The sequence below is a fragment of the Nostoc sp. DedQUE12b genome, from assembly GCF_034530835.1.
Taxonomy (GTDB): Bacteria; Cyanobacteriota; Cyanobacteriia; order Cyanobacteriales; family Nostocaceae; genus Nostoc.
Genome location: NZ_JAVRCI010000041.1, coordinates 34477 through 61379 on the forward strand (window position 1 = coordinate 34477; position 26903 = coordinate 61379).

29 protein-coding genes, 1 tRNA gene and 1 pseudogene are annotated in these 26903 nt (G+C 41.8%); 14 read left to right on the plus strand and 17 right to left on the minus strand.

Translation table 11 applies throughout. The features are described 5' to 3' along the window. Positions 1-79: 79 nt before the first annotated feature. The gene (locus RMY16_RS19760) at positions 80-277 is read left to right on the plus strand and encodes a hypothetical protein (RefSeq protein ID WP_100898318.1); all 198 of its coding nucleotides are present in this window, start codon (positions 80-82) and stop codon (positions 275-277) included. A 260-nt stretch (positions 278-537) separates the two neighbouring features. Here the strand turns inward: RMY16_RS19760 and RMY16_RS19765 are convergent, their stop codons facing one another. The 3 genes and pseudogenes from RMY16_RS19765 to RMY16_RS19775 form a co-directional block, all read right to left on the minus strand. Continuing rightward, positions 538-1083 (minus strand): universal stress protein, encoded by a 546-nt coding sequence (locus tag RMY16_RS19765; RefSeq protein WP_322737835.1) that lies wholly within the window; start codon positions 1081-1083, stop codon positions 538-540. Positions 1084-1141: 58 nt separating this feature from the next. Further along, positions 1142-1294, minus strand: coding sequence for a hypothetical protein (locus RMY16_RS19770; RefSeq protein WP_322737836.1), 153 nt, complete (start codon positions 1292-1294; stop codon positions 1142-1144). A gap of 120 nt (positions 1295-1414) precedes the next feature. Beyond that, positions 1415-1770, minus strand: a pseudogene (locus tag RMY16_RS19775) (IS701 family transposase); the annotation flags it as partial. A 191-nt stretch (positions 1771-1961) separates the two neighbouring features. Here RMY16_RS19775 and RMY16_RS19780 point away from each other — a divergent pair. Beyond that, on the plus strand, positions 1962-3407 hold the full coding sequence (locus RMY16_RS19780; RefSeq protein WP_322669142.1) for an MFS transporter: 1446 nt from the start codon (positions 1962-1964) through the stop codon (positions 3405-3407). Between the two features lie 234 nt (positions 3408-3641). Then, complete coding sequence (locus RMY16_RS19785; protein WP_322737837.1) at positions 3642-5240, plus strand: Hsp70 family protein; 1599 nt, start codon at positions 3642-3644, stop codon at positions 5238-5240. Here RMY16_RS19785 and RMY16_RS19790 read toward each other — a convergent pair whose 3' ends face one another. From RMY16_RS19790 to RMY16_RS19820, 7 genes are all read right to left on the minus strand, one after another. After that, entirely contained in the window at positions 5241-5636 is a 396-nt protein-coding gene (locus RMY16_RS19790) for a type II toxin-antitoxin system VapC family toxin (protein WP_322737838.1), read from the minus strand. It abuts the gene before it with no gap. Beyond that, positions 5620-5910 carry a type II toxin-antitoxin system prevent-host-death family antitoxin gene (locus tag RMY16_RS19795; RefSeq protein ID WP_322737839.1) on the minus strand — a complete coding sequence of 97 codons (291 nt, stop codon included), beginning with the start codon at positions 5908-5910 and terminating at the stop codon, positions 5620-5622. The genes RMY16_RS19790 and RMY16_RS19795 overlap by 17 nt, the downstream gene beginning before the upstream one ends. A gap of 120 nt (positions 5911-6030) precedes the next feature. After that, entirely contained in the window at positions 6031-6594 is a 564-nt protein-coding gene (locus tag RMY16_RS19800) for a Uma2 family endonuclease (RefSeq protein WP_322737840.1), read from the minus strand. A gap of 81 nt (positions 6595-6675) precedes the next feature. Continuing rightward, positions 6676-7242 (minus strand): Uma2 family endonuclease, encoded by a 567-nt coding sequence (locus RMY16_RS19805; protein ID WP_322737841.1) that lies wholly within the window; start codon positions 7240-7242, stop codon positions 6676-6678. A 184-nt stretch (positions 7243-7426) separates the two neighbouring features. Further along, positions 7427-7966 carry a L,D-transpeptidase gene (locus tag RMY16_RS19810; RefSeq protein WP_322737842.1) on the minus strand — a complete coding sequence of 180 codons (540 nt, stop codon included), beginning with the start codon at positions 7964-7966 and terminating at the stop codon, positions 7427-7429. Positions 7967-8476: 510 nt separating this feature from the next. Continuing rightward, positions 8477-8992, minus strand: coding sequence for a L,D-transpeptidase (locus RMY16_RS19815; RefSeq protein ID WP_322667733.1), 516 nt, complete (start codon positions 8990-8992; stop codon positions 8477-8479). 112 nt (positions 8993-9104) lie between these two features. Next, the gene (locus tag RMY16_RS19820) at positions 9105-9737 is read right to left on the minus strand and encodes a bifunctional 4-hydroxy-2-oxoglutarate aldolase/2-dehydro-3-deoxy-phosphogluconate aldolase (RefSeq protein WP_322737843.1); all 633 of its coding nucleotides are present in this window, start codon (positions 9735-9737) and stop codon (positions 9105-9107) included. A 266-nt stretch (positions 9738-10003) separates the two neighbouring features. Between RMY16_RS19820 and RMY16_RS19825 the strand changes: the two genes are divergently transcribed. Continuing rightward, the gene (locus RMY16_RS19825; RefSeq protein ID WP_322737844.1) at positions 10004-10273 is read left to right on the plus strand and encodes a hypothetical protein; all 270 of its coding nucleotides are present in this window, start codon (positions 10004-10006) and stop codon (positions 10271-10273) included. A 472-nt stretch (positions 10274-10745) separates the two neighbouring features. Continuing rightward, positions 10746-11018, plus strand: coding sequence for a GlsB/YeaQ/YmgE family stress response membrane protein (locus tag RMY16_RS19830; RefSeq protein WP_185584679.1), 273 nt, complete (start codon positions 10746-10748; stop codon positions 11016-11018). 322 nt (positions 11019-11340) lie between these two features. Here RMY16_RS19830 and RMY16_RS19835 read toward each other — a convergent pair whose 3' ends face one another. After that, positions 11341-12486: an AAA family ATPase gene (locus RMY16_RS19835; protein ID WP_322737846.1), complete on the minus strand. Its 1146-nt coding sequence runs from the start codon at positions 12484-12486 to the stop codon at positions 11341-11343. 304 nt (positions 12487-12790) lie between these two features. Here RMY16_RS19835 and RMY16_RS19840 point away from each other — a divergent pair, with 304 nt between their 5' ends. The 3 genes from RMY16_RS19840 (at position 12791) to RMY16_RS19850 (ending at position 15089) form a co-directional block, all read left to right on the plus strand. After that, positions 12791-13618 carry a metallophosphoesterase gene (locus RMY16_RS19840; RefSeq protein WP_322737847.1) on the plus strand — a complete coding sequence of 276 codons (828 nt, stop codon included), beginning with the start codon at positions 12791-12793 and terminating at the stop codon, positions 13616-13618. Positions 13619-13836: 218 nt separating this feature from the next. Next, positions 13837-14670: a metallophosphoesterase gene (locus tag RMY16_RS19845; protein ID WP_322737848.1), complete on the plus strand. Its 834-nt coding sequence runs from the start codon at positions 13837-13839 to the stop codon at positions 14668-14670. Positions 14671-14846: 176 nt separating this feature from the next. Beyond that, a complete protein-coding gene (locus RMY16_RS19850) occupies positions 14847-15089 on the plus strand; it encodes a hypothetical protein (protein WP_322737849.1) in 243 nt (80 codons plus the stop codon). A gap of 186 nt (positions 15090-15275) precedes the next feature. Here the strand turns inward: RMY16_RS19850 and RMY16_RS19855 are convergent, their stop codons facing one another. The 3 genes from RMY16_RS19855 to RMY16_RS19865 all read right to left on the minus strand — a co-directional run bounded on the left by RMY16_RS19855 (position 15276) and on the right by RMY16_RS19865 (position 18581). Further along, a complete protein-coding gene (locus RMY16_RS19855) occupies positions 15276-16025 on the minus strand; it encodes a hypothetical protein (RefSeq protein ID WP_322667739.1) in 750 nt (249 codons plus the stop codon). A gap of 311 nt (positions 16026-16336) precedes the next feature. Continuing rightward, positions 16337-17866: a DnaJ domain-containing protein gene (locus tag RMY16_RS19860; protein WP_322737850.1), complete on the minus strand. Its 1530-nt coding sequence runs from the start codon at positions 17864-17866 to the stop codon at positions 16337-16339. Positions 17867-17969: 103 nt separating this feature from the next. Next, entirely contained in the window at positions 17970-18581 is a 612-nt protein-coding gene (locus RMY16_RS19865) for a J domain-containing protein (RefSeq protein WP_322737851.1), read from the minus strand. A 29-nt stretch (positions 18582-18610) separates the two neighbouring features. Here RMY16_RS19865 and RMY16_RS19870 point away from each other — a divergent pair, with 29 nt between their 5' ends. The 5 genes from RMY16_RS19870 (at position 18611) to trxA (ending at position 22704) form a co-directional block, all read left to right on the plus strand. Beyond that, a complete protein-coding gene (locus RMY16_RS19870; protein ID WP_322737852.1) occupies positions 18611-19708 on the plus strand; it encodes a tocopherol cyclase family protein in 1098 nt (365 codons plus the stop codon). Between the two features lie 33 nt (positions 19709-19741). Further along, positions 19742-19815, plus strand: a tRNA-Arg gene (locus RMY16_RS19875). Positions 19816-20224: 409 nt separating this feature from the next. Then, complete coding sequence (locus RMY16_RS19880) at positions 20225-20755, plus strand: YdcF family protein (protein ID WP_099101842.1); 531 nt, start codon at positions 20225-20227, stop codon at positions 20753-20755. Between the two features lie 149 nt (positions 20756-20904). After that, a complete protein-coding gene (locus RMY16_RS19885; RefSeq protein ID WP_322667742.1) occupies positions 20905-22068 on the plus strand; it encodes a GuaB3 family IMP dehydrogenase-related protein in 1164 nt (387 codons plus the stop codon). Between the two features lie 312 nt (positions 22069-22380). Beyond that, positions 22381-22704: a thioredoxin gene (gene trxA, locus RMY16_RS19890; RefSeq protein ID WP_104909616.1), complete on the plus strand. Its 324-nt coding sequence runs from the start codon at positions 22381-22383 to the stop codon at positions 22702-22704. Between the two features lie 148 nt (positions 22705-22852). Here the strand turns inward: trxA and RMY16_RS19895 are convergent, their stop codons facing one another. Continuing rightward, entirely contained in the window at positions 22853-23446 is a 594-nt protein-coding gene (locus RMY16_RS19895; protein WP_322737853.1) for a MarC family protein, read from the minus strand. Positions 23447-23656: 210 nt separating this feature from the next. Between RMY16_RS19895 and RMY16_RS19900 the strand changes: the two genes are divergently transcribed. Beyond that, entirely contained in the window at positions 23657-24469 is an 813-nt protein-coding gene (locus RMY16_RS19900) for a carbon-nitrogen hydrolase family protein (protein WP_322667744.1), read from the plus strand. 196 nt (positions 24470-24665) lie between these two features. On the opposite strand, the gene fba is transcribed toward RMY16_RS19900, so the two are convergent. Further along, positions 24666-25745 (minus strand): class II fructose-bisphosphate aldolase, encoded by a 1080-nt coding sequence (gene fba / locus RMY16_RS19905; RefSeq protein WP_012411833.1) that lies wholly within the window; start codon positions 25743-25745, stop codon positions 24666-24668. Positions 25746-26050: 305 nt separating this feature from the next. Beyond that, positions 26051-26740, minus strand: coding sequence for a Uma2 family endonuclease (locus RMY16_RS19910; protein ID WP_322737854.1), 690 nt, complete (start codon positions 26738-26740; stop codon positions 26051-26053). Positions 26741-26903: the final 163 nt, after the last annotated feature.

The window sequence follows — 26903 nt, forward strand, 5'->3', positions numbered from 1 at the left end:
TATTACATTTAAACTTGATTAGAAGATGCATTTAAATGCACACTTCATCATCTTATTTCCAACTGGAAAGGTTGCTGTTATGTTCACCATTGATGAGTATGTATTAAATTCCCAAACTGGGCAGTTAGGAAAAGTCATTGGTTACGGACACCAAATAATCAACAATGTGTATACCGTAACGCTACAAGTTTTAATAACTGAAACTGCCAATTCTCAAAAGAGATTATTTGTGCTAGAAGATATAATTTCCGCATGGAGACCGATGTCGGTAGCTTAATACAAATTGTTACTGGGAATGAGTCTAAAACATATTCAGTACAATCACTAAGCTGCTTTAGTATCATTCCCATTTGAAATTTAAAAGCCTCAAATTCTTACTATCTGTGCCGTACAAAAATTTACAACGTGTCTTGTTTTGCGCGTATCCCGGCTGAACCCCATATCAGAGCGCTCTGATAAACATACAATGGTTTCACTTCCTGAATATCTCGCTGACTACTCCGACTCTATGGTAGTTTGAGTTTAGCTTTAATTATATTAATCCGATGCACTAACTCTGCTTGATTCGTCTTGAGCAGATTCAGTATTCATTTTTGATGATATGTGTTGCATAGTTAGGACTGAGCAGTGAGCATTGTGGAGTACGTAATTGCTGACACTACCCAAGGCTAACTCACTCCAACCAGATAGACCCTGACGTCCAACTACGATTAGGTCAGCACCCCAAGTGGAGGCTAATTTACAGATGGTTTGACCAGGATTGCCAGGGGATTGGATGAATTCTGTACTCACGCCTGTTAGAGTTGCTTCATTTGTACACGATTGTAGTAGCTCTAGACCTTGCTTTTCCAAAACCTCCCACTGCTGTTGATTGAACTCCAAAGTTTTTTTACTCATCACGGGATATGGATAGTAATCCTGCCTGGGAAGTATAGGTATATTTACTTTGTTCTGTTCTTCACCCGACAGAACATGCAACAGCATAAGGCTGCCCTTGCTCGCTTTTGCTAAGAACAAGGCTTTATCAAAGACATCCTTGGCAGATGCAGAGGTGTCGATTGCAACTAGAATCTTGTGAAACATATAGACTTTCTCCAAACTGTTGTGACTCCATATAAGAGCTGATTCATAAAGGTTCTCTTTAAGCAGCAAGGCGCTCCAACATCAAGCGCACCATTGCCCTTTCGCTCATCAACTCGCTCACGCCTGACAATAGTTCATAGTCCGTGGCTTGTGCGATGCAACCAGCGAAAGCACCCAAATGTACACTCGACAACCCAGGTTTTGGCAACACCTGAAATTATGCTTCGGTTCGCTTGATAATTTCAACTTTGGCACCACAAATCTGCAAAAATGCTTGGGTGAACTTCTCCTTACTGTAGCCCTAGTCTATCTAAATCACAACTAAACATAGATCAATCTTAGTTTCTTTCTTTCTATCTCCTGTCTCATTCATAATTAAAATGATTGGTCTACCTTTTAGTATCTATAAAATTAGTTCTAAACCCAAAGCTCTTAACTTCTCTACATCTCAAGCAAGATGAGATTGTTAAGAAATGATGTAGCCCTTAATACTTATCTAATCCAATAATCTTTGCTATTTCTGGGAGGCTTTTCGTTTTAAATCAGAAATACATCCTATATTCCTATATGTAGATACTTAAATGTTTCAAAAAGCCTAATATCTGAAAACAGCTTTTTATTTTTATACAACAGACAATATTCGTCCACAAAGTTGATGGTTTGTACGGGTGAGCAAGGCTCTGCCATACTCTGTATTTTAATTATATTTTCGTATTTTATTATACTAAAGATGAGGTGACACAACAGGGCTAATAACCCCTCATTCCCTAACGTATCTTTCAAAAAGATTGTTCCAGTAGGCTGATGCGCCTACGGCTCTCTACATTAAACCAGCAATTAAGGTCGCGTTAACTCTTTTTAAATTTTGGCTATTCAGTATGTTCCAGGAAGTAGAAGACGAAAGCTTACTAAAAAAGATCCCTCTCCCCATTCAGGAAATCCCAGAGAATAAAGAATTAATAGAAACGGTAATTCTTCCCACAAATCTGCCTATTAAACTTTCTAAACCGCAAATTCGCACAAGTCTCAGGGCATTAACTCTTGAGAGTCTTTTTGCTGCGGTTTTTTACAGTATCATCGGTTCAGCGTTGCTCAGTAATTTCTTGCTAGAGCTGGGTGCCGGGCCAGTAGAAATTGGTCTGCTTGCCTCTATTCCTCAGCTGGTGAATCTGCTCCAACCTCTGGGAGCTTATTTGGTAGAACGAAGTAGCAGCTTCAACTGGTATTGCATGAGCGTTTTTATCCCGGCGCGGCTACTGTGGATAATTCTCGTGCCAGCGATTTGGTTGGTCAGCTCTTCTAACCATATCACTAAGCACCAAGTGGTGCTGTTGACATTGGGAATTATGTTAGTGGCTAATATCATTGAAGCTTTCGCCCGTGCTCCTTGGATGAGCTGGACGGCTGTGTTAGTACCTGGGCGGTTGCGGGGGCGGTATTTTGGCTTTCGCAATAGTATTCTCAGTTTGATGAATCTCATCGGTGTGCCGTTGCTGGGTCTAGCAGTATCGATCTGGCCTAGTGGAACGCTCCAAGGCTACGGTGCAATCTTGGTTCTAGGAATTGTAGTTGGGCTGCTTAGTCAGGGCTGTCAGTTCTGGATGAGCGATGTGAACCCGCAGCTTTTAAAAGTCGTGGGGTCAGATATACCCCAACCATACCGCAGCGGGATACATCTTCGCTTCCTGAATGACCCCAATTTTTTGAAGTTGCTGCTTTACCTTGCCATCTGGTGCTTTGCCGTTAACGTCAGCGCTCCCTTCTTTAACCTCTATATGCTAGATAACCTAAATATAGATGTCAGCTTAGTAACAATCTATAACGGTTTAGGATCTGGTGCTAACATGCTACTACTAGTTTTCTGGGGTAAACTGTCTGACCGGATTGGGAATCGTCCCATCATGTTATTAGTAGGAATCTTGGTGGCAGTGACGCCTCTATTATGGTTAGTAGCTGGCAATGATTCAATTTCCCTTTGGATATGGTTGCCCTTTTTACACGTGCTGGGATCTGGGACGTGGGCAGCCATAGACCTGTGTACCAACAATCTGATGATGGGAGTGGCACCGGTGACTAATCAATCCACTTATTTTGCGATCGCCGGAGCGGTAGCTGGTGTCACTGGAGCAATGGGAATCATAGCTGGTAGCTTTCTCGCTACTCTGCCTGGTGCCGGTGGCTTACTGGGACTGTTTGTTCTTTCAGCCGTCCTACGGACAGCTGCTCTCTTGCCCTTGGTTTTTGTTCAGGAGCAAGGCTCTGTATCTCTGGGTCAGCTTTGGCGAGTCCTATTCTCAGTCAAGCAGCAAAGAGTACCGATTTAACAATTATGTGGCTTAGTCCGTTGATGGGAGGCTACAAATGGTCAAAACCCAGGATAATTGTCTAACTGTACTATCCATTACAGCTAACACTTTGCTGCAACAGGCTGAATCGATATCTGGGTTGGGATGCAAAGAAGTAAGCATGTCGGTGCATTTGCTTTCTTGGTAGCTTATAGAGAATAATCACAAATAAAGCAGCTTTGGCATCTTCGTGCGAGAGAATAAATATAAAATATGGCGATCGCAATCGATTTTGGTACTAGCAACACAGTCATTGCTCGTTGGAACCCTGTAACCCAGCAGCCAGAAACCCTGACTCTACCAGGTTTATCAATTAAACAAAGTCTCAATCCGCCACTGATTCCTAGCTTGGTTTATGTTGAAGACGCAGCTCAAAATAAAGTCTTAGTCGGGCAACAAGTACGCGATCGCGGTCTTGACCTCAAAGGCGAAACTCGATTTTTCCGCAGCTTCAAACGCGGTATTGGTGCAGATATTCAAGGTTTCTTACCCGAACTAGATGGGCAAATTGTCACCTTTGAGCAAGTAGGGCAATGGTTCCTCACCCAAGTAATTGAACAATTAGCGCCTCTGGAAGGTGGCTTAGATTCTCTAGTCTTAACCGTACCCGTAGACAGTTTTGAAGCCTATCGTCACTGGTTGGGGACAGTTTGTCAAGCCCTCCCTGTGGAACAAGTGCGGATGCTGGATGAACCCACAGCCGCCGCCTTGGGTTATGGTTTAGCAAATCAAGAAATTCTCTTAGTGATTGACTTTGGTGGCGGCACTTTGGATTTATCCCTTGTCCGGTTGGATCAAGGCGTGCAAGCAAGCACAAAGCCCTTGGGATTTCTCCTCAAATGGGGTAATAAATCTTTGGCTGAAGATTCAAAACAAAAAGTCAAAACTGCCCGTGTTCTGGCGAAAGCTGGTCAAAATTTGGGCGGTACTGATATTGATAATTGGTTAGTAGATTACTTTGCCAAAACTCAAGAGTTGGTGATAAGTCCGTTGACAACGAGATTGGCAGAACGGGTAAAAATTCAGCTATCAACTCAAAACCAAGCTAGTGAAGTTTATTTTGACGATGAGACATTTGAAAGTTATGAACTGGAACTAAACCGGGACACTTTTGAAAATATCCTCAAAGAACACGCATTTTTTGAGTTACTCGATGAGTCGATGACCACACTGTTGCAGCAAGCTAGACGGCAAGGGATAGAACTTCCAGATATTAATGCAGTTTTGTTAGTTGGTGGCACGGTGCAATTGCCAGCAGTGCAGACATGGATTAAACAGTATTTTGAGCCAGAAAAAATCCGTTGCGAACGTCCCTTTGAAGCGATCGCTCAAGGTGCATTACAGTTAACTCAAGGGATACAAATTAAAGACTTTCTCTACCATAGTTATGGTATCCGCTACTGGGATCGTCGCAATCAGCGCCACAAATGGCATTCTTTAATTAAAGCTGGACAAGCATACCCGATGACTCAGCCAGTGGAATTAGTCTTAGGTGCTTCAGTGGAAAATCAGCCTAGTATTGAACTAATTATGGGAGAATTGGGAGCAGATACGGGTAGTACCGAAGTTTATTTTGATGGCGATCGCTTAATTACGCGCCGTATGGACAATAATGAAACTAGCGTCAAACCTCTCAACGATCAAGAAGGTGCGAGGACAATTGCCCAACTGACACCAGCCGGATATCCTGGAAGCGATCGTATTAAAATCCTCTTTCAAGTTGATGATCAACGCTTTTTGCGAATCACCGTTGAAGATTTGTTAACGAATGATACGTTGTTGGAAAATCAACTTGTGGCACAGTTGAGTTAATTAATTAAAAGGATTTAAAAGTGGGATACCGCAGCCGTCGAAATCCCGGATGTTGCGCGTTACTAGAGTCAATTGATGAATTTGAGCAGTAGCAGCAATCATCATATCTGCTTGGGTGTGTGTTTTCCCACTTAATCTTAGTTGACCTCGCAATTCCCCAGAGCGCTTGGCAATTTCAATGGTGATGGGCAATACTTGAGAGTTATTTTCCAAAAAGCTTTCAAACCATATTTGAATTCTAGGATTAGGCTTGGATGTCAATCCGTAAAATATTTCTTCAACGGTGATTGCACTCAGAACTATTGAGGAAACTTTTTCTGCCCATTTCACTACACCAGAGTTAGGTTGCAGTTTTACTAATTCGCTGATAATGTTAGTGTCACACAGAAAATTCATCAATGGTATCAGCGAAAGGGTTAAGACGGTCTTGGCGGCAGGGTACTTCGAGAATATAATCTTCTTCAGCAGCTATCTGACGTAGTTCTTTGAAGGCATCAGCTAAAGAAAACTTTTCGCGTTGCTTGCGCCACGTCAAGAATTCTTCAAACATTTCAGCTTCGACAACAACAGCCACCAGTTCATTTCGGTTGTAGATGAGTTGCGGTTCTTTAGTTACAGCATGAATTAGTTCGGAGAACCTCTGTTTCGCTTCTGCAATTCTCCAGTTCATTCTCCTACCTCTTTTATTCATAATCATGTCTATTATAGACATGATTTATATCTATAATTTGTTTTTCGCCAGAGAGCAATGTCTACGACGGGCTACACCTACGCACTGTATAAGTTATTTCTAAGCACCCATTTTTAACCATCCAAAAACTTGATTGACGGTTAGTGCAAGTTGAATTTCTGGTAATACAGGCAAAAAATCTTCTCCTTGGAGTAATACTGGTTGTTGCTCTGGTAGAAATACCAAAATACTGAAATCATCAGGATCAAGAAACCATCCCAGGCGGCTACCATACTTTAGACAGTGGAGAATGTTCCCAATTACTTTGTTGGGTTTTTGTTCTGGCGAAAGAATCTCAATCGTCCAGTCTGGTGGAAGTTCAAAATTATCAGGTACTTCATTATTAACGGTGAACGGTATGCGTCCCCATTGAAATACAGCTACATCAGGTATAATCGAGCGATCACCAAAACTACAACGTAATTCGGGAAATGCATAAGCAATCTTCTGATTTTCTGTGACTTCATTAATAACAGCACCAAGTTTGCCTTGCAAGCGGCTGTGTCTCCCTTTTGGCATTGGCTTAGGAATAATCTCACCGTTAATATATTCACTCGCAGGCTTTGTTTCTGGAAGCTTCAGAAATTCCTCTAGGGTTAGAGGTTGAGTAGTTGTAGCGCTCATAGCTCCTAAATCCTAATGGAATGTGCTCTCACTTTAGCAAAACGATCGCTTTTATTGCCGCAGACTAAACTAATTCTTTTGCTAGCTATTTTCCATCTTCAGCCAACTAAAAACTTGCTCTACTGTTATTTCTAGGTTAATTTCTTCTAAAACTTCTAAGCGATCGCTCTTTTGTAATAACTCTGGTTGTTGGCCCGGACGGAAAACCAAAATTGAGCGATCCGTTGGATCAATTAACCATCCTAATCGGCAACCATGCTGTAAGCAGTAAAGAATGTTACCAATTACTCGGTTTGAACTCTGTTCTGGGGAGAGAATTTCAATTGTCCAATCTGGCCAGAGCAAAAAATTGTTGGGGACTTCTCCATCAGCATCAAAGGGAATTCGTGACCAGTTAAAAACCGATACATCAGGGACAATTGAGCGGATACCAAAGCTACAGCGCAACTCTGGGAATGCATAAGCAATTTTTTGGCTTTCTGCTACTTCGTTGATGCTATTGCAGAGTCTTAGCTGCAATCGACTATGCTTCCCTTTTGGCATTGGCTTAGGAATAATCTCACCGTTAATATATTCACTCGCAGGCTTTGTTTCTGGAAGCTTCAGAAATTCCTCCAGGGTCAGTAGTTGAGTAGTTGAGTAGCTCATAGCTCCTAAATCCCTCGAAGATGTGTTTTTAGTCTAGCAGTATGTATAGACAGGTGCTTAACTCTGTGAACGCACCTGTCCATACATCAAAGACAGAATTGCAACCCTTAATTACGTTAGCGCAGCGTTAGCGAGTCAGACGCTCCTACGTCGCTAACGCTACGCTATCGAGCGTCATTACGAATTATTTCCGCACCACTACTAAAGTTCCATTCCTAGCCCAGTTGTAAAGATTGCGAGCTTGTTTAACAGGTAAATTTACGCAACCGTGGCTGACTGGAGTACCAAAACGATTATGCCAGTAAGCGCCGTGGATGGCGTAGCCTCTGTAGAAATACATTGTGTAAGGAACATCAGGAATATTGTAGCCTCTGCCTCGCATCCGGTGAATGCGATACTTAGAATTAATCCGAAATCTACCTATGGGTGTGGGAGTTGATCGCTTGCCTCCAGAAATGCGGTATAAATAAACAAGCCTTTTACCTTCCCATGCACGTAAGCGTTGCTCTGACAAGTCAATTTCAATCCAGCGAGGTTGAGATGTTTGCCTGATATTAGATGCAGTGAAGCTCTTTTCATTCGCTGACGCGGCTGTTGCTGTAGTAAAGTTGGGTGTACCAGCTAAAGGTGATGAACAAGAGAATAAAGTTGTCATCATCAGCGCCACGCCTGTACAAAAAGTTCCTGAAGAACGAATCCTACCACTGCGAATCCAAGATTGCATTATGCCTTGCCTTATAAACTACGCAAAAATTATGAAGTGAAGTAACTTTCTGGAAAACTACAAATTTCCAGATCGACTACTCGCTTCCTGTTGAGGATTTACGCAATTCATCCGCTAATACTTTTTAAAACAAGTCCTAAGCTGATCTGCATCTAATTTGCACATTTGTCATTTGTCCTTGATTAAATGATGAGTTCTAACTAATGATCAATGACTAATGACTAATGACTAATTACAAAGGACATTTTTACAAAAAAACTGTTATTTAAATGCCTAAATACAAACTTTCCCCAAAGTTATATTTGCATTTTTAATTTCACACAGCGATTGTCAGGATTTTCGCTTATTTTTCAGGTAAATCGCTAAATACCCTCTTCTATATTTTATTTCAAATTTGGTAATTCCGACTCCGAAGATTCCCAGCATCAAATATTGCTGGGAATCACTCAATTGTCTTGATTCGTTGTTATTAATGATTTTACCTAAATTGCTTTTTGGTTGCTTCACCTACTATTTCTGGATAACTACTGGTGTTCCTACCGATGCCCACTCAAATAGCCATTTAGCATGTTTAGGTGCGAGATTCACACAGCCGTGGCTGACTGGCGTGCCAAACCTTTTATGCCAGTAAGCGCCGTGAATACCGTAGTTGCCTTGGTAAAACATCGCATGAGGAACGTTGGGAACGTCGTAGCCGCTTCCCCGCATCCGTGTAGTTTTGAACTTGGATTGAATATTAAAAGTACCAATAAGAGTGGGAGTGGATTTTTTGCCAGAGGAAATAGCACTTCCATAAACCACTCTGTCACCTTCCCAAGCTATTAACCGTTGCTTTGAAAGATCAATTTGAATCCAGCGCTTATCCGATTTTTGTAATGTCTGGATTCTTTGCGCAATCACTTGATTTTTGGAATTAGCCCAAACTTCACTAGTTCCAGTAGTAGTAAAAACACTTACGGACAGTGCTGTACCAGTGAGGAGTATTTGTAAACGACGCACCCAGTCAGGATTAATTAGTTTTTTCATTTTAGATACACTCACACTCAAATCATGGGGTCTTGAGAAACTTATCAGCTTTCACCTTTATTTCCCTATCTATTACTTTAATAGACGTGAATTTTGATGATTTGATTCTAAGTTAACCTAACTGTTGTATCAGCTTTCTTGCCCCAGATGCGATCGCTGACCAATTTCTCTCTATGACAAGCTTTTTGGGAAATAATTCCCCGCTCAAACCGACAGCGATCGCTCCGGCTTGCAAAAATTCTTTGGCATTTTCGAGAGTCACACCACCAGTAGGAATTAAGGGAATATGACCTAGTGGCCCTTGCAAACTTTTGATATAATCAGCCCCTCCCATTGCCTGTACGGGAAACACTTTTACACAACTAGCGCCCTGACTCCAGGCGGTAACAATTTCTGTAGGAGTCAGTGCTCCTGGTATGATCGGCACATTTTTTTCTTGTGCTGCTTGAATCATTGCCGAATCAACATGGGGGGTGAAGAGGAATTGCGCCCCAGATGCGATCGCATCTTGTAACTGCTGCACATTAAATAGCGTACCAGTGCCAATAATACAGGCTGGTAATTCCGAACGTAGTTGACTGATTAATTCCCCAGCGCGATCGCTATTCCAGGTAATCTCAATTAGCTGCATTCCCCCAGATGCTACAGCCATTGCCATTTGTTGTCCCAGTTCCATTTGAGCAGCGCGGATGACTGCGATCGCTCGGTGTTTTTCCAACTGTGAGAACCAAATTTGATTAGGCATTTTGACTAGAGATTCTGGACTGGGAGTAGGGATTGAGACTAAAGAATAGTTTTCAATCTAATAAATACTAATTTTTAATACTAATGCCCAATGCCCCTCAAGAGTGCTAGTAATGTTAGCCCAACTGTTTTGCCCTATACCCAATGCCCTTAAAACTTGCTTATTGCATCAAGCTATGAGATATTACATATAAATAACATAAAACCTATAGTGTTACCGTAGTTTAAGCTAGTATCTCGGCATTTGGGTCTAAAGGAGTAATTAAAATGACAATTGCACGACAAAACACAGTAGCATCCTTACCAATCAACATTCACGCTTCTGAAAGCGCTGATATAGCTAACTTAGGGAAGCTTGTGCGACTAGGTGCAAATGACTTTTGGTGGCGCACTAAGTCATATACAACGATTCTGGGCGTTATGCTGCTAACCTTAGTAAGTCTGATTTTTCTAAGTATGCATTGGTCTTACCGCAGACTGTTGCCATTTATCAGCCATCAAGTCATTGGCAGCGAGCGTGCAGCAATTAAAAATTAAAAACTAGACATAAACTTGCAAAGGGATAGGCGATCGTCTCAATCGCCTGATTTTGCTTCCTTTACATTACTTTAGAGGCAGTCTCTAAAAACTCAGCTTAATTCTTCTAGTAGAGGAGAGAGCTAATTGAAAATGCATATACTGCAATTACCAAGCAATAGTTTATATAAGCTCCTAGTTAAAGACCTACTAGGAGCTTTTTTTTAATTGACTATCTACCTCAAATTGGTGATATAGAAGCGATCAGACAGCTTAGGACATTGGCAAATCCTAAGAGAGCGGCTGTCTCTGTCCACCTATCCTTAGCCGACTTGTCTTAACCAGGATAGTAGCCGCAATATATTAAAAAATCTAGTAGCAATTAAACTATTCCTAATGGATATTCATAATTAATTCTGATGGTAGATTAAGTTAGAAATGAAGATCGTTAATATGTTCTTGTAAGTCAAAAACGTTTACCAACTTAACAACAATGAATATTCTTGCTTGGATTGTTTTAGGTCTAATTGCTGGTGCGATCGCAAAAGCTATCTACCCTGGTCATCAAGGTGGCGGAATTCTAGGAACCATATTGTTAGGAATCATCGGTGCTTTTGTTGGCGGTAGTTTAGGTGTATTTTTCAGTACGGGAACTTTATCTCTAGCAGCTCCTAGTCTCAGCATTCCAGGTATTGCAGTAGCAGTTCTTGGTGCAATTGTCGCAGTTTTCTTGTGGAATTTATTAACCAACCGCAGTGCTGTATAAAAAAATGCGGTGAATGAATGACAAAGATTTAGCAAATTCTTTTAACTATTTTTAACTGTGAATTAAATTAAAAAAATAGCGCCAGTCTGTGATAAGTCTGGCGCTGTTTTGTAATCATAGAGGTTCTCATATCAGTAGAGTCCAATACAGACCGAACCCCAGGCTCCCTCCATTGTTAAGTGCATTAGGACGTTCCTTCTAACCTCTCTACACCGTCAGGTTAGAGGGGAATTTCTGTATTAGGCTCGATTTTGGGACAGATATTGGTAAAAATTTTATAAGAAGATTAGCGATCGCTAAGTGTAAAATTATCTTAACAGTTTTAACTAGCTCTAAGAATTCCTATACCAGCTTCTCTTTCAATGTAATCTGCTAAGTTGATAAAATCTTCACGCGGGTAGCATCTTCCACCAACTAGATCAAAAGCTAATCTACTGGCAGGATTTTCTGGATTTTCGAGTATATGTATACCCCAGTAGTAAAGTAGGTCGCTAGTCCGAATGCAAACTTCTTCTGGATCTATACAATGAAATTTTTTATCTATTTTACTAATTTCTTTATAAGCATTAGAATAGACTTCTTTAAGAAGCCTTAAGCGTTTAATACCAGGATCTTTAAAGTTGTTAACTAGTACAAATAAATGAGCTAAATTATTGATTTCACGTATTTCTCTAACAGTATCTTGAATAACTTTACCGTGCTTGCTTATTCCCAGTGGATTGAAGGTTGTTGGGATAATACAATAATCTAATCGCTTAACTAGCTCTGAGGGATTACGCTCTAATGCTGGCGAGCAATCGCAAATTACTATTTGACAGTCACGGGCAGCATCTTCATGCCAATCATTTCCATCAAAAACTTGAATAGTTGTACCTACCCCTTTAGGATTGGGAACAAAAACCCCATCACCTACTAATTTTTGCAGATTTTGTTCTGGGTCTAAATCCACAAGTGCTACATTAAATCCTTGCAGCGCTAATGCTCCTGCTAAATGACCTGCTACAGTTGTTTTTCCTACTCCGCCTTTACAGGTAAAAACTCCAAAATAAACTTTTTTTTGAGGTTCTCGCGGAGGCTCAGGAGGATTAGTGCCATTAATGGCAACCAGTTTATTTTCATCGGCAATCCCACAGCGAACTTTAGTATCTTTACCCCAGGTTCTCATTAATGCCAATGCTGGGCCGCCAAATCCTTTTGTAGTTATAAACCAACCAAAATTAAATTTTTTGCCTTCGTCAGAATCTAAAAAGTCAGCAAACTTTAAAAGCTGTGGCGCTGTTACGTTACTTTTTAGCCATTTAACCTGAACAACACCAACTAGGTTTCCTTTTTTAACTACTAGATCGTAGCCAGGTTGATTGGTCTTTGCAGTTTCAACTGTCCAATCTGCTTTATGGATTAGTTTTGCTACGTGCTGCTCAAAGTGGGTAAAATCCTGGATGAATTGTGGCTCTAATGATGATGACATAAACAACTTTAGGTGTTTTGCTTCAATGCAATAGTACGTAACATAGTATACCCAAATAAATAAACTTTGACCGTATAGTTGATTTATATACGTAACATGAATTACTATCCCCCTGATTTTCACAGAAATGCACTATACTCTGACATAAATTAACACCAAACTTACGTCTGATTTAAATAAGTATAAATAAGCTAAAATCCACAGGTTTCATAAAATTTTCAACAACTTGCACTGGTCGCTGTACACGAACTGACAATGTTTCGTTAAGCTGTAAGCGCTATGATTGAAGTTTATTGAACGTCTTATGCATTGGTTGTTATCTGGGCCGTTGAGTACAGAAGCATTGACGGTTAACATTGCAGGATTGCCTGCATCGTTACAAGGTAAAAAGCTGGTGCAGTTGTCAGATTTTCATTACGATGGTTTGCGGCTGTCGGAAGAGATGTTAGAAAAAGCGATCGCACTTACTAACGAAGCTAAACCAGATTTAATTTTATTAACTGGGGACTACGTAACTGACGATCCGACACCAATTCACCAACTGGTACTTCGACTCAAACATTTGCAAAGTCGCAGTGGTATCTATGCTATCCTTGGCAATCACGATATATATAAACAGGCAAAAGCAGAAGTAACAGAAGCCCTTACTAGCATTGGCATTCACGTACTTTGGAACGAAATTGCCTATCCACTAGGAAAAGAATTCCCACTCGTTGGACTGGCTGATTATTGGTCACGGGAGTTTCACCCCGCACCAATTATGAACCAGCTAAACCCCGATACACCCTGCATTGTTTTATCCCACAACCCAGATACTGCGGAGATATTACAAACATGGCGAGTTGATTTACAATTATCTGGTCATACTCACGGTGGTCAAATCGTGATTCCCGGAATTGGCCCTGCGGCGTTGCTTTACGAAAAGCTTGTAAAAAAAATACCCAGAAAAGTGAGGCGTCGATTCCCATTTCTAGAAGTAAATGTTTCTGTAGTCAACCATTGGGAATGGGCCCAGGGTTTGCATCGGCTAGGTAAAAATCAGCTATATATCAATCGTGGTTTGGGAACTTACCTCCCAGGACGCTTATTTTGCCGCCCAGAAGTTACTATAATCACCCTACAAGGTGAGTAAGTAATTTCAAATTTAACAAAAAAGAACGCAATTTCAGCAGGTACTTTGGCTAATGAGTGTCTGCAAATTCAGGCAGAACCTGCTACTTTCATCGCCAAAATTTAAATCAATGAATTAATTGTATCTGAAGTAGATGACATAAATTATTGCATTTTATCAAGTTACATTTTTATTTTTGGTAAGCTGTAAACGCTGGTATGAGGAGTATCGGTTAACTTATGCATTGGTTGTTTACGGGACATTTAAGAGTAGATAAAATAACGGTTAAGATTGCGGAACTTCCTGCATCTTTACAAGGTACAACATTAGTACAGTTGTCAGATTTTCACTACGATGGTTTGCGACTGTCGGAAGAGATGTTAGAAAAAGCGATCGCACTTACCAATGAAACTGAACCAGATTTAATTCTATTAACTGGTGACTACGTAACTGACGATCCCACACCAATTCATCAATTGGTGCTTCGACTCAAGCATCTGCAAAGTCGCTGTGGTATCTACGCAGTACTTGGGAACCACGATATCTATTACAGCCACTCCAAAGCAGAAGTTACACAAGCGCTAACCAGCATTGGGGTGCATGTGCTTTGGAATGAAATTGCCTATCCATTAGGAAAAGAATTACCATTGGTAGGACTAGCTGATTATTGGTCACGGGAATTTTACCCCGCACCAGTGATGAATCAACTAGATTCGCTTACACCGCGCATCGTTTTATCTCATAACCCAGATACAGCTAAGATATTGCAACAATGGCGCGTAGATTTGCAACTATCTGGTCATACCCACGGTGGTCATATCGTCATTCCGGGCATTGGCCCTCTAGTACTCTATTACAAAAAGCTCCTCAAACAAATTCCCAAAAAATTACGGCGTTGGGTAACATTTTTCTTAGGAGACTGCTCGAAAGTAGTCCGATATTGGGAGTGGGCGCAAGGGTTTCATCAGGTGGAAGAAAATCAACTATATGTCAATCGTGGTTTAGGAACTTATAAACCAGGACGCTTATTTTGTCCGCCTGAAGTAACTGTAATTACTTTAATTGGTCATTAGTCATTGGTCATTGGTCTAAATAAAGGACAAAGGACAAAGGACAAAGGACAAAAGACAAAAGACAAATGACAAACCTAACCGATCAGAGTGTAATTTCAAATGCATAAAACTCAAAGCAGAAACCGCCTGAAGCTACGATGGATAAATATCAGCAGCTTAGGGCGGTTCCTTGAAGATTGGAAAATTCAGAAGTAAGTAACTCAACTAAGGTGGACAGTATTCGCGATCGCTTTACTCAGAATTGCACATCCTTAATATTCCAACTAGGCAGGCATTTTCTGGCTGTGCGTCTTAAAACCTCCAAAACGAACTCATTGAACTTAAGGCAAAAACACATTCAATGGATGTCACAACTTCAGAGCGATCGCGATAAGATTAGAGCAGGAGGCACAGGCTCTAACTTGAAAGTTTTTGTTTAACTTTTAACCTGTTTGTACCTTGGTCTTAATCTAGCATTGTGTTTGTTTAGCTACAAGACACGTTTACTAAACTTGAATACCATTAATTTATCGCAACAATTCCGAAATATTGCTTAAAATTTGTTCCACTTGGTAATGTTGGCATTCACGCCAACATTACCAAGTGGGCTGAAAGTTCAGAAGCCTTTATTGACCAGAAGCGCCTGCGGTAGAAGAATCGCTATTAGATGTACTGTTTGACTGGTCTACTCCTTGAGGTGTAGTACTTTTAGAGGTGTCACTTTTTGTACCAGGAGCAACAGTATTAGTAGAACTATCGTTCTGCGAAGCCGGAGTATTAGTAGTTGGACTCGTCGCCGGACTTTGTGCCGCTTTAGGAGCTGGCTGGGTTACAGAAGGTGCTTTTTCTGCCGCAGGCTGCTGGGGTGGAATAGTAATGTTAATATCCGGTTGGCGAGGTGGAGATGGAGGTGTAACTTGCTGTTGAGGAACAGGAACAGCAAAAGGTACAGGGACTTCCTTAATGCTTTCGATTATCTTCGTTTGTGGTTGAGGAGATGCACTGGGAGTTGGATCACTCTTACTCGGTACAGGAACCACAACCGGCACAGCATTGTTAACTGCTGCGTTATTCTGCTGGTTGAAGTACCAAACCCCACCTATAACCAAACCAAGCAGGGAAGTAATAATAATACCCAACAACAAACCACCACTAGCATTGTTTTCATCACGCTGGGCTAAATCTGCTTGCTGGTAGCTACGCTCAACATTTCGACCATGTACGTAACCGTTAGTGTAAGAGTTGGGATTAGTTGTATTGTTCTTAACTGTTTCAGTGGTTTGTGTGAAATGGGTCTGAGTATTGCCATTAATATCAGTGTAAGATTCTTGCCTAACTTCACTGTTTTTGCTTTCGCGTTCATTAGGAATAGACATTGATTTCACTCCTCAAATAGGAAATTGACAAACTAAAGCTTTCTAAAAACAAGAGGTTTTAATGAACTGAAAATATATGTTGCTGATAAATATTGAGTTTTATTTGCTACTCAACTGTTGGTAATCTCAGAATAACTTTTGCTCTCAAACAAGTGGCTCTATCTCCAGGGAGTTAATACTTAATCTTTAGAGAGTTAATACTTAATCAAGAGAAAGAGTATCCCAAAGATGGATGTTATCAAACTGTCAATTAATGCATCGATCAAAAAATCTAGCAATTTGCTTCAATTCTCTAAATTTTTAATTTGTTGTTAGATATCGCAGCGCCAAAGCTTGATGGTCATATCTCGACTACCACTAACCAAAGTTTTGCCATCAGGACTGAAAGCGACAGAGTTAACCCAATCTGAATGGTTGCCCAGCGTGTAGAGTTGTTGTCCAGTGCTAATGTGCCATAACTTTATGGTGTAGTCTGCGCTAGCACTGGCAAGATTTTGACCATCGGGGCTAAAAGCAACAGACCAAACATAACTGTGATGTCCAGCAAGTGTGTTAATTAGCTTACCTGTATTGATATTCCATAACTTGATAGTCTGGTCATAACTGCCACTAGCTAAAATTTGTCCATCAGGGCTAATGGCGACACAAGTCACGTAACCTGAATGCCCATTGATAGTTCGCAGCAGTTTGTTACTCTTCAAATTCCACAGTTTAATGCTATTGTCTGCACTACCACTGACTAAAATTTGCTGCTTTGGGCAAATGGCAAGGGAGTAAACCAAGTAAGAATAACCTTTGAGGACGTGCAGCAATTGTCCCATGTCTATATGGGAAATCTTGATAGTGGTGTCTCTACCGCCACTCAGGACAGTCTGACCATCTGGACTAATGATTACACAAAAAACTGAGGTTGAATGTACTTTGAGCGTGTTGAGTAATTTACCTGTAGACACTTGCCAAATCATCATACTACTGTCATCGCTGCCACTAACCAGAGTTTGGCTATCTGGGCTAAAGGCTAGGCATCTTACCCATTTTCTATGTCCAGTGAGAGTATGTAGTAATTTACCTGTGTCGAGATGCCAAATTTTGATAGTATTATCACTACTTCCACTAGCCAAAGTTTGCCCATCTGGACTGATTGCAGTTGCAAAAACCCAGTTTAGATGAGTCAGGGTGTGTACACATTTCCACGGTGAAGTTTGAGACTGTGATACAGGTGTTGGTGGTGGGGGTGTTGCTTGCTTTGGCGGTGGCGGCGGTGGTGATGTAGGTTTGGGTGGTGGTGGGGGTGTTGCTTGCTTTGGCGGTGGCGGCGGTGGTGATGTAGGTTTGGGTGGCGGTGGCGATGTAGGTTTAGGTGGTGCTTTTTCCTGTTTCAGTTCCAGTTCTTTAGCATTTTTGAAATCTGACCAAGCCCTATTTTCATATCCTAATTTTGAGCAAGCAAGCCCTCGGTATTTGTAGGCTTCAAAGTAGTTGGGGTTGAGACGGATCGCTTGGGTAAAGTATTCTATTGCTTCAGTATATTTTCCTCTTTGAGCTTTCTCCATGCCCAGTTTGTAGAAACTTTCAGCATTAGATGCAGTGAAATCAATTTTGGTAGAAGTGGAAGCAGATTGATTTGTCTCATTTGGCTGATAAGATTTTAACCTTGCATAAGCTTGATTGATTTCTTTGATTTTTTCTTCCGCTTCTAGCTTTTGCTGCGGTTCAATAAAACAATCTGGATGCCAAGTCTTAGCCATCTGGCGGTAAGCTTGCTTGACCTCATCAACAGATGCACCTGGTTTCAACCCCAGGATATTGTAAACATGATTTATGTCAACGCGATCGCTCATACGATGAATACTAAGAAATTAGCAGCAAGTCTTACTACACTTAGTATTCCCAAGTACAAGTATTATCTAACTCCATCTCTAGGTCTTCAACTATATTCGCTGCTTATCTCCAACGCCGATTTAGCCGCAGTAAACTTTTTATCCTCTGACAAAATCTTTCTACCAGAGGTTTAGGTTTTGATACATATCTAGGCGATCGCGATCTACGTGCAGCGCCCGGATTTCTTAACTCTTCTTCTATTTGTGCAGCTTTATTTAAATCTGAAGCGGCTCTATATTCGTATCCCAATTGTGAGCAAACTAGCCCACGATATTTATATGCCTCAATATAATGAGGATTGAGACGAATTGCGTGAGTAAAATCTGCGATCGCATCCTCATATCTTCCTTGTGTAGCATTTTCTACTCCTAAAGTATAGAAAGTTTCTGCATCCCAACGATTGACGGATATTTTTGGGGGATTTTTAGGCGAAGATGAAGATGGATTTTCAGGAATAGGAGGCTCAGATGGAATTTCAGATTTGAGCCTGTTGTAAGCTGCGTTGATTAATTTGATTTTTTCCTCAGCTTCCTGTTTTTGTCTTTGCTCGACAAAGCGATCAGGATGCCAAATTTTCACCAGTTTACGGTAAGTTCGCTTCACCTGTGCTTGAGACGCACCGGGTTTCAGCCCAAGAATTTCATAAGCATCATTGATATCGAAGCGATCGCGCATACTGAAAAAATCGGCAGTTAGATAAATCTATGTTAACTATTCCCAAAAATCCTCTCCAATCAACCCAAACGCCCCATTCTGGTTATCACTGGGATGGCAGTAGCCGTCGCTTCTTTGAAGGCTGGTATTACCGCGTCACGTTGCCGGAAATTGGGCAAACATTCGCTTTTATGTACTCCATTGAAGATCCCATCGGCGGTAAACCTCACAGCGGCGGTGCAGCCCAAATCCTTGGCCCAGATGATGAATACCTCTGCCGTACTTTTCCTGATGTCAACAAATTTTGGGGTAGTCGGGATGTTTTAGGTTTAGGTCATTGGGGTAAAAATAATTTGCAAGTTTCTCCCCTATACCTCCTGCCAGCAGAGTTTGAGTATCACGTTCAAGAGGGATATCAAGCCACAGCCACTTTGAATCAGGGAATAATTCGCGAACGCGCCACCAATAATTATTGCCGTTGGCAGTATGAAATTCAACCAGTATACGGTTGGGGCAATCAAAATGGCATTCAGCAATCAACCGCAGGCTGGCTGTCATTCTTGCAGATTTTTGAACCTGGATGGCAAATTTTGATGGCTCACGGTCTAGCCAGTGGGAAGATTGACTGGAATGGCAAAATCTACGAATTCACTAACGCCCCAGCCTACGGAGAGAAAAATTGGGGTGGTGCTTTTCCCCAAAAATGGTTTTGGATAAACTGTAATTGCTTCGAGGGCGAACCCGACTTAGCATTAACTGCTGGCGGTGGACGGCGGGGTGTGCTGTGGTGGATGGAATCTGTAGCAATGATTGGACTGCATTATCAAGGCAAGTTTTATGAATTCGTTCCCTGGAATTCACAAGTAGAGTGGGAAATTCAGCCTTGGGGCAGATGGCAAATGAAAGCTAGCAACTCTAGTTATGAAATTGAATTGACAGGAACCACGGATTTACCTGGTACACCTCTACGTGCGCCCACAGCAGAAGGTTTAAGATACTGTTGCCGGGACACCATGCAAGGAAAACTAAATTTAGAGTTACGAGAACTAAATGGGAGAAAATCTAAAATAATTCTAAAAGCTGAAAGTTTTCTTTGTGGTTTAGAAGTAGGCGGCGGCTCATGGGATAATTTTTGGCATTCTCCCTAAAACTACTGCTATAATTATATATGCTTCGCAGTTGGGGTTGTAGCTCAGTTGGATAGAGCGGACGCCTCCTAAGCGTCAGGTCGTGCGTTCAAGTCGCACCAGTCCCGTTATGTTCAAACAATTCATATATACAGCAATTAATATGGTAAGAGCATTGCTGTGCGCTTAATAGTGGTACGCCAGTTTGCCCAAGTCGGGATATCCGTCCACGCGACTGGCTGCTGATTCCGTGCAATTGAGAACTACTATATAAAGTGGTTAGAACCCTTTGATGAATCGTCCGATATCGGTTAGGATAATCCATCAATTAGAGGAAAAACTCCAGGCACGCTTAATCGCGCTGTTGCACGAAAAACAACCAAATTTATATTTGGGCAGAATTTGGGCAGATTCTTGGGAAGTTTGCTACTCTACTATCAATTGTTTTTTCTTATAGCCAGAGAAAATTGTGCATTAAGTAAATTAAGTTATTGAGCCTTGAATAAGCTACTTTTTACAAATAAATCTTTTCGCTTTATGGCTTTTGTCCTACCAATATTTATGTGGTGGGGATATAAAGAAGTACAAAACCAATTTGTGCAGCCGCAAGCAGTTGTAGTGTTAGGTGGTTCAACGAGACATTTAGAGCGCGAAAAATTTACAGCAAAATTCGTTCGCGAGCATCCAAATATACCAATTTGGATTACAGGCGGCAGCCCACGTACATTCACCCAAAGAGTGTTTACCAAAGCTGGTGTTGATCCTCAACGTTTACACTTGGATTATGAAGCAGTAGATACAGTTACTAATTTTACTACTTTGGTAGATGATTTGCAAGCTCGCGGCATTAAGAGCGTTTATTTGATTACTTCCGACTTCCACATGCGTCGGGCTTGTGTCATCGGCGAAATTATTTTGGGCAGTCGGGGTATTTATTTAAAACCAGTGCCAGTTCCTTCCGAAAAACCCCCTGAATCTATCGAAAAATCTGTTCGTGATGGAGCTAGAGCGATAATTTGGTTAGCAACTGGTTACACTGGTGTGGATGCCGCTAAAAATAAACGGTAATCAATCTAATTTTAGATTTTGGAATTGGTCAAAATCCAAATGACTAATGACAGCTGTCACTAGTTACTTGTATGGTTCGGGAAAAAAACGCCCCAAATTTCCCCACAATTTGATACCCTAGCTTAAACAGATTTGAGTAAAGTTAAAGCGTGGAAATTCAACTTGGGCGGGGAAAAACAGCTCGCAGAGCTTACGGAATAGATGAAATTGCTCTAGCCCCTGGTAATAGAACACTAGACCCCAGTTTGGCAGATACTAAGTGGCGTATTGGCAATATTGAGCGAGAAATCCCGATAATTGCTAGTGCTATGGATGGTGTAGTAGATGTTCGTATGGCTGTACGTTTGTCACAGCTAGGAGCATTAGGTGTCCTCAATTTAGAGGGTATTCAAACTCGCTATGCCGACCCTGAGCCAATATTAGATCGGATTGCCTCTGTGGGGAAAGATGAATTTGTTGCCCTCATGCAAGAACTCTATGCCGAACCAATAAAGCCGGAATTAATTGAACAACGTATTCAGGAAATTAAACAACAAGGTGGCATTGCAGCGGTGAGTGCAACTCCAGCCGGTGCAAGTAAATACGGTGAGGTAGTGGCAAAAGCTGGGGCAGATTTATTTTTTGTTCAAGCTACGGTAGTTTCTACTGCACATCTGTCACCAGAGTCTTTAGTACCACTCGATTTAGCAGAATTTTGTCGTTCCATGCCCATTCCCGTGGTGTTGGGGAATTGCGTGACTTACGAAGTCACGTTGAATTTGTTGAAAGCTGGGGCGGCTGGGGTATTGGTGGGAATTGGGCCGGGTGCTGCTTGTACTTCTCGTGGGGTATTGGGTGTGGGTGTGCCGCAGGCAACTGCGATCGCAGATTGTGCCGCAGCACGAGATGATTACTACAAGGAAACTGGCAACTATATTCCCATTATTGCTGATGGCGGTTTAATCACCGGTGGCGACATTTGCAAATGCATCGCCTGTGGTGCTGATGGTGTGATGATTGGCTCCCCCTTTGCCAGAGCCGCAGAAGCCCCTGGAAGAGGTTATCATTGGGGTATGGCGACTCCTAGCCCAGTTTTGCCCCGTGGCACTCGCATTCGCGTTGCCACCACTGGTAGCCTAGAGCAAATACTCATTGGCCCAGCAGGACTAGATGATGGCACTCACAATCTTTTAGGAGCCTTAAAGACCAGTATGGGTACTTTGGGAGCGAAAAATATTAAAGAAATGCAGCAAGTGGAAGTTGTGATTGCACCTTCTTTATTAACCGAGGGTAAAGTTTACCAAAAAGCTCAACAATTAGGTATGGGGAAATAAGGCAATAGGGAATGGGGACTGGGAAAGATTTATTTTAATCGTAATCCCTAATCCTTCAATAAATTTTTCTGGTCGCCTAAACAATTGCTGGAAAAATCCGATATGTCGCTTACAATAGATATAGCGGAGACGCATGTTTCCGTTCACTCCTCACACCACACTCCGCCCGGACTACTGTTCGGGCGGTTCCTTATGTTTGTAAATAAATTCTTGAGCTTCTTTGCAAATGTACATCCTCGCACTCCCAAGCTGAGGTTTTTGCTATGGTAGAATTTTCACCAAGTTCAGATATTATTGGCGAAGGTTTTAGGCATGTCAACAGCCGCACAAGTTACCGATTCTAGTTTCAAGCAAGAAGTACTCGACAGCGATGTACCTGTTTTAGTTGACTTTTGGGCACCCTGGTGCGGACCATGCCGTATGGTAGCTCCTGTTGTCGATGAAATCTCCGAACAGTACAAAGGTCAAATAAAGGTCGTAAAAGTCAACACAGATGAAAATCCTAATGTTGCTAGTCAATATGGCATCCGCAGCATTCCTACATTAATGATTTTTAAGGGTGGACAAAAAGTCGATATGGTGGTTGGCGCCGTGCCTAAAACTACATTAGCTTCCACTCTCGAAAAGCATCTTTGAAACTCAATCGGCAATAAAATCCTCTTGAGTTATCCATTGTGTTCTAACTTAAAGTTAATTTTCATAAACAAGTTTGAGAGGCGCAAATTTGCCGTCGATCAAACTTGTTTACATTTGTATACACTTTCAGAATATTTTTAGGAGTTTTCTAGCTCAAAAACAACTCCCTAATTCCCGTACTACCAATTTCCACTGCTAGCGCCGCCAACAGAAAACCCAAAAGTTGAGTCACAATTACTCCACCTTCTGCACCAATCCATCGGTCAATCAGATTTGCTAAACGCAAAATCAACCAAGTGCTAAACATCGCGCCTAAGATACCCACCGCCACAGCAATATGCGGACTCTGTGATTTCGACATCAGCAACATCACCGTCGTCAAAGTCCCCGGCCCTGCTAGCAGCGGTAAAGCTAGTGGAGTAATTGCAACATCGCGTCCTTCTTCAATAATTGGCTGATCTAATTCTCCCCGCAGCATTTGCAAAGCAATTAATAGCAACAATATTCCTCCTGCTACTCGCAAAGAGCCGATACTGATTTCCAAGTAATTTAAAATTATTTGCCCTGCAAAGGCAAATAACAAAAGAACTGCGATCGCAATGATAATTGCTTTATCTATAACTTTGTTTCTTTGGTCTGGCATCATGCCCTTAGTCAAAACTAAAACAATCGGTATATTGCCCACAGCATCCGCCAAGACAAACACAGCGATAAATGTTTGAATGAGAATAGAAATATCCATAGTAGACAGTTTTTATCAAGGTTTGATCACAACCTAATCTTTATCTTGCTCAGTTTGCTAGAACCTAGAGGAAGATTAAGATCGGTAATAAAACCAGTGTGTTAAAGAAAAGCAATGCTGACGCATTTCTAATTAAGTTCCACAAATGTTGAAGTAGCGATATATTTTGATAATCTCTTTTCCATAAATCAACTGTTCGTTGTTGAATCTATGAAGTCTTATTTAGCCGCCGCTATTCAATTGACCAGTGTGCCCGATCTACACAAAAATTTGGCACAGGCAGAAGAATTAATAGAGCTTGCCGTGCGTCAAGGTGCTGAATTGGTGGGTTTGCCAGAAAACTTTTCCTATATGGGAGAAGAAAAAGATAAACTCGCACAAGGTGATGCGATCGCTCTTGAAAGTGAAAAATTTCTCAAAAAAATGGCTCAACGCTTTCAAATTACCATCTTGGGCGGCAGCTTTCCACTTCCTGTAGATAATACAGGCAAAGTTTATAACACTACTCTACTCATCGACCCCAGCGGTCAAGAGCTTGCCCGCTACTACAAAGTCCACCTATTTGATGTTAATGTCCCTGACGGCAACACCTACCGCGAATCCAGCACGGTTGTGGCTGGTACGCAATTACCCCCCGTCCATTTCTCAGAAAAGCTCGGTAATTTAGGGCTTTCTATTTGTTATGATGTGCGATTTCCAGAACTGTATCGTCATCTGGCAGATAAGGGAGCCGATATTATCTTTATTCCCGCCGCTTTTACCGCCTTTACAGGTAAAGACCACTGGCAAGTACTACTACAAGCCAGAGCCATCGAAAATACCGCCTACGTCATTGCTCCCGCCCAAACAGGGAATAACTACGCCCGTCGTCTAACCCACGGTCACGCGGTCATTATTGACCCTTGGGGTGTCATTTTAGCCGATGCTGGAGAAAAACCGGGAATTGCGATCGCAGAAATCAAACCTACTAGGCTCGAACAAGTCCGTCGTCAAATGCCCTCTTTACAGCATCGGGTGTTCTAGGGACTGGGGAAGAAGCAAGGGAGCAGGAAGCGAAGAAGGTAATAAATAATGCCCAATTCCCAATTCCCCATTTCCCATTCCCACCCTTTTTGAATAAAACAAAAAACCGGGTAAACACCCGGTTTCTGACAACATTAAAATCATTAGTTTTTTAAGAGCATAGCAAGACTATGCTCCTATTTATTTGCTGTCAAAATTAAACTTTAGCAGCTGATTTGGTAACAACGTTAAGTTCACCTTTAGCATACTTAGCAGCAAAATCTTCCAAAGAAATTTGCTTAATCTTGCTTGCATTGCCAGCTGTGCCAAATTGCTGATAGCGTTCAGCACAAACCTTCTGCATATATGTAATAGAAGGCTTGAGGAAGTGACGGGGGTCAAACTCCTCTGGTTTTTTAGCCAAAGCTTCACGTACAGCAGCAGTAATAGCCAAACGGTTGTCGGTGTCTATGTTTACTTTACGTACACCACTCTTAATACCTTTTTGGATTTCTTCTACAGGTACACCGTAGGTTTCAGGAATTGCACCACCATACTGGTTAATCAGTGCAAGCAAATCTTCAGGTACAGAAGAAGAACCGTGCATTACCAAGTGGGTGTTAGGCAGACGGCGGTGAATTTCTTCAATGCGGCTGATGGCCAAAATTTCACCAGTCGGCTTGCGGGTAAACTTGTAAGCACCGTGGCTTGTGCCAATGGCAACAGCCAAAGCATCTACTTGGGTTGCTTCTACGAAGTCAACAGCTTCATCGGGGTCGGTTAGCAGTTGTGAGTGGTCGAGTGTACCTTCAAACCCGTGACCATCTTCAGCTTCACCAGCACCAGTTTCTAGAGAACCCAAACAACCGAGTTCACCTTCAACACTGACACCCAAAGCATGAGCTACATTTACAACTTCGCGGGTAACATTGACGTTGTATTCAAAGCTAGCGGGAGTTTTAGCATCAGCTTCTAAAGAACCATCCATCATCACGCTGGTGAAGTTGTTCTTAATTGCTGAGTAGCAAGTAGCAGGGGCATTACCATGATCTTGGTGCATGACAATGGGAATGTGAGGATAGGTTTCTACCGCTGCCAAAATCAGGTGGCGGAGGAAGTTTTCTCCTGCATAATTACGAGCGCCGCGTGAAGCTTGTAAAATTACGGGGCTATCTGTCTCGACAGCAGCTTTCAGGATCGCCTGAATCTGCTCCAAATTGTTAACGTTGAAAGCTGGGATGCCGTAACCGTTTTCAGCTGCGTGATCCAACAGCAGCCGCAGTGGTACAAGCGCCATAGATAGTCCTCCTAATGTGGTTGTCAGCTAGTCGGTCTGAGAGAAGCGTAATCATTACGCTAAATCTTAAGAGTTTTTTCAACTTATAGGAAATTATAACTAGTGTGGTGTATATATGTTGAAAAAGTTTACGCCATCGTTACTATAAATATGTTCTATACTCCTGTACTATGCGCCATAGTTACTCTGTGTTGCTGTACATTTAGTTACCCTACAGTTAGTAGCTCTGGTAGCCCACTATCCAAAATGGTCATCTCAAAGCGATCGCACTCCTAACTATTTTGGCAAATCTACAAGCGATCGCATCAGGCAAAAGGCTCTAGTATCTGGACAAATGCTGCGTGTTCAGGAGATTGCAAGCCTGTTTGTAAAACTGTCAACACGGACTGCATATTCCCCGCTAATAATTCTGCAACCCCTAACCACAACCCTGGAAAAATTTGACTTCGCAGAATACCGTTACTATCAGTAGGCAACTCTAGATACTCACCCTGTTCCAAATAGAACCAGGTCAATTTCCGATCAAGTACTTGCCAGACGATATATTCTTTGACTCCATTGCGACGATAGGCTTGTTTTTTAGCATGGAGGTCGATAGCAACACTACTAGCAGCAATTTCGACAATTAACTCTGGTGCGCCTTCAATATAATCATCTTCACTCAGCCTTGCTTGACCACCTGCTTCTGGGTTGATGAGAAGTATAGCATCTGGTTGGGGTTCGTTATCTAAGTCTAAGCGCACAGTGGGTTTTACTCCCAAAGCGACACCAGGTGTCGCGGCTTCGTAGCTAACCAACCAACCAATAATCCAACCATGCGGTTGACCATGACTTCTAAAACGCAAAGCAGCAGGTATGTAGACATTTCCCTCAATCAATTCGGCTTTTTTCAAGTTAGGCATTGCGTTGTAGCGACGTTCAAATTCATAAAGGCTGAGTTTGTCGCCATTTTCCAGAAGGGGAATTGTCCAATGCTGTGGAAGTGTTTTTACCATGACAATGGTGTTTGGGATTAGTCTATGCCTATCCTACCGAATTGCAGAAATTTCTTGGATGCTGCGATCGCCTTCTTTTAATCCAATAAATAATATTATGTTAATTTTATGGGTCGCCCGGGATTCGAACCCGGAACTAATCGGTTAAAAGCCGAGTACTCTA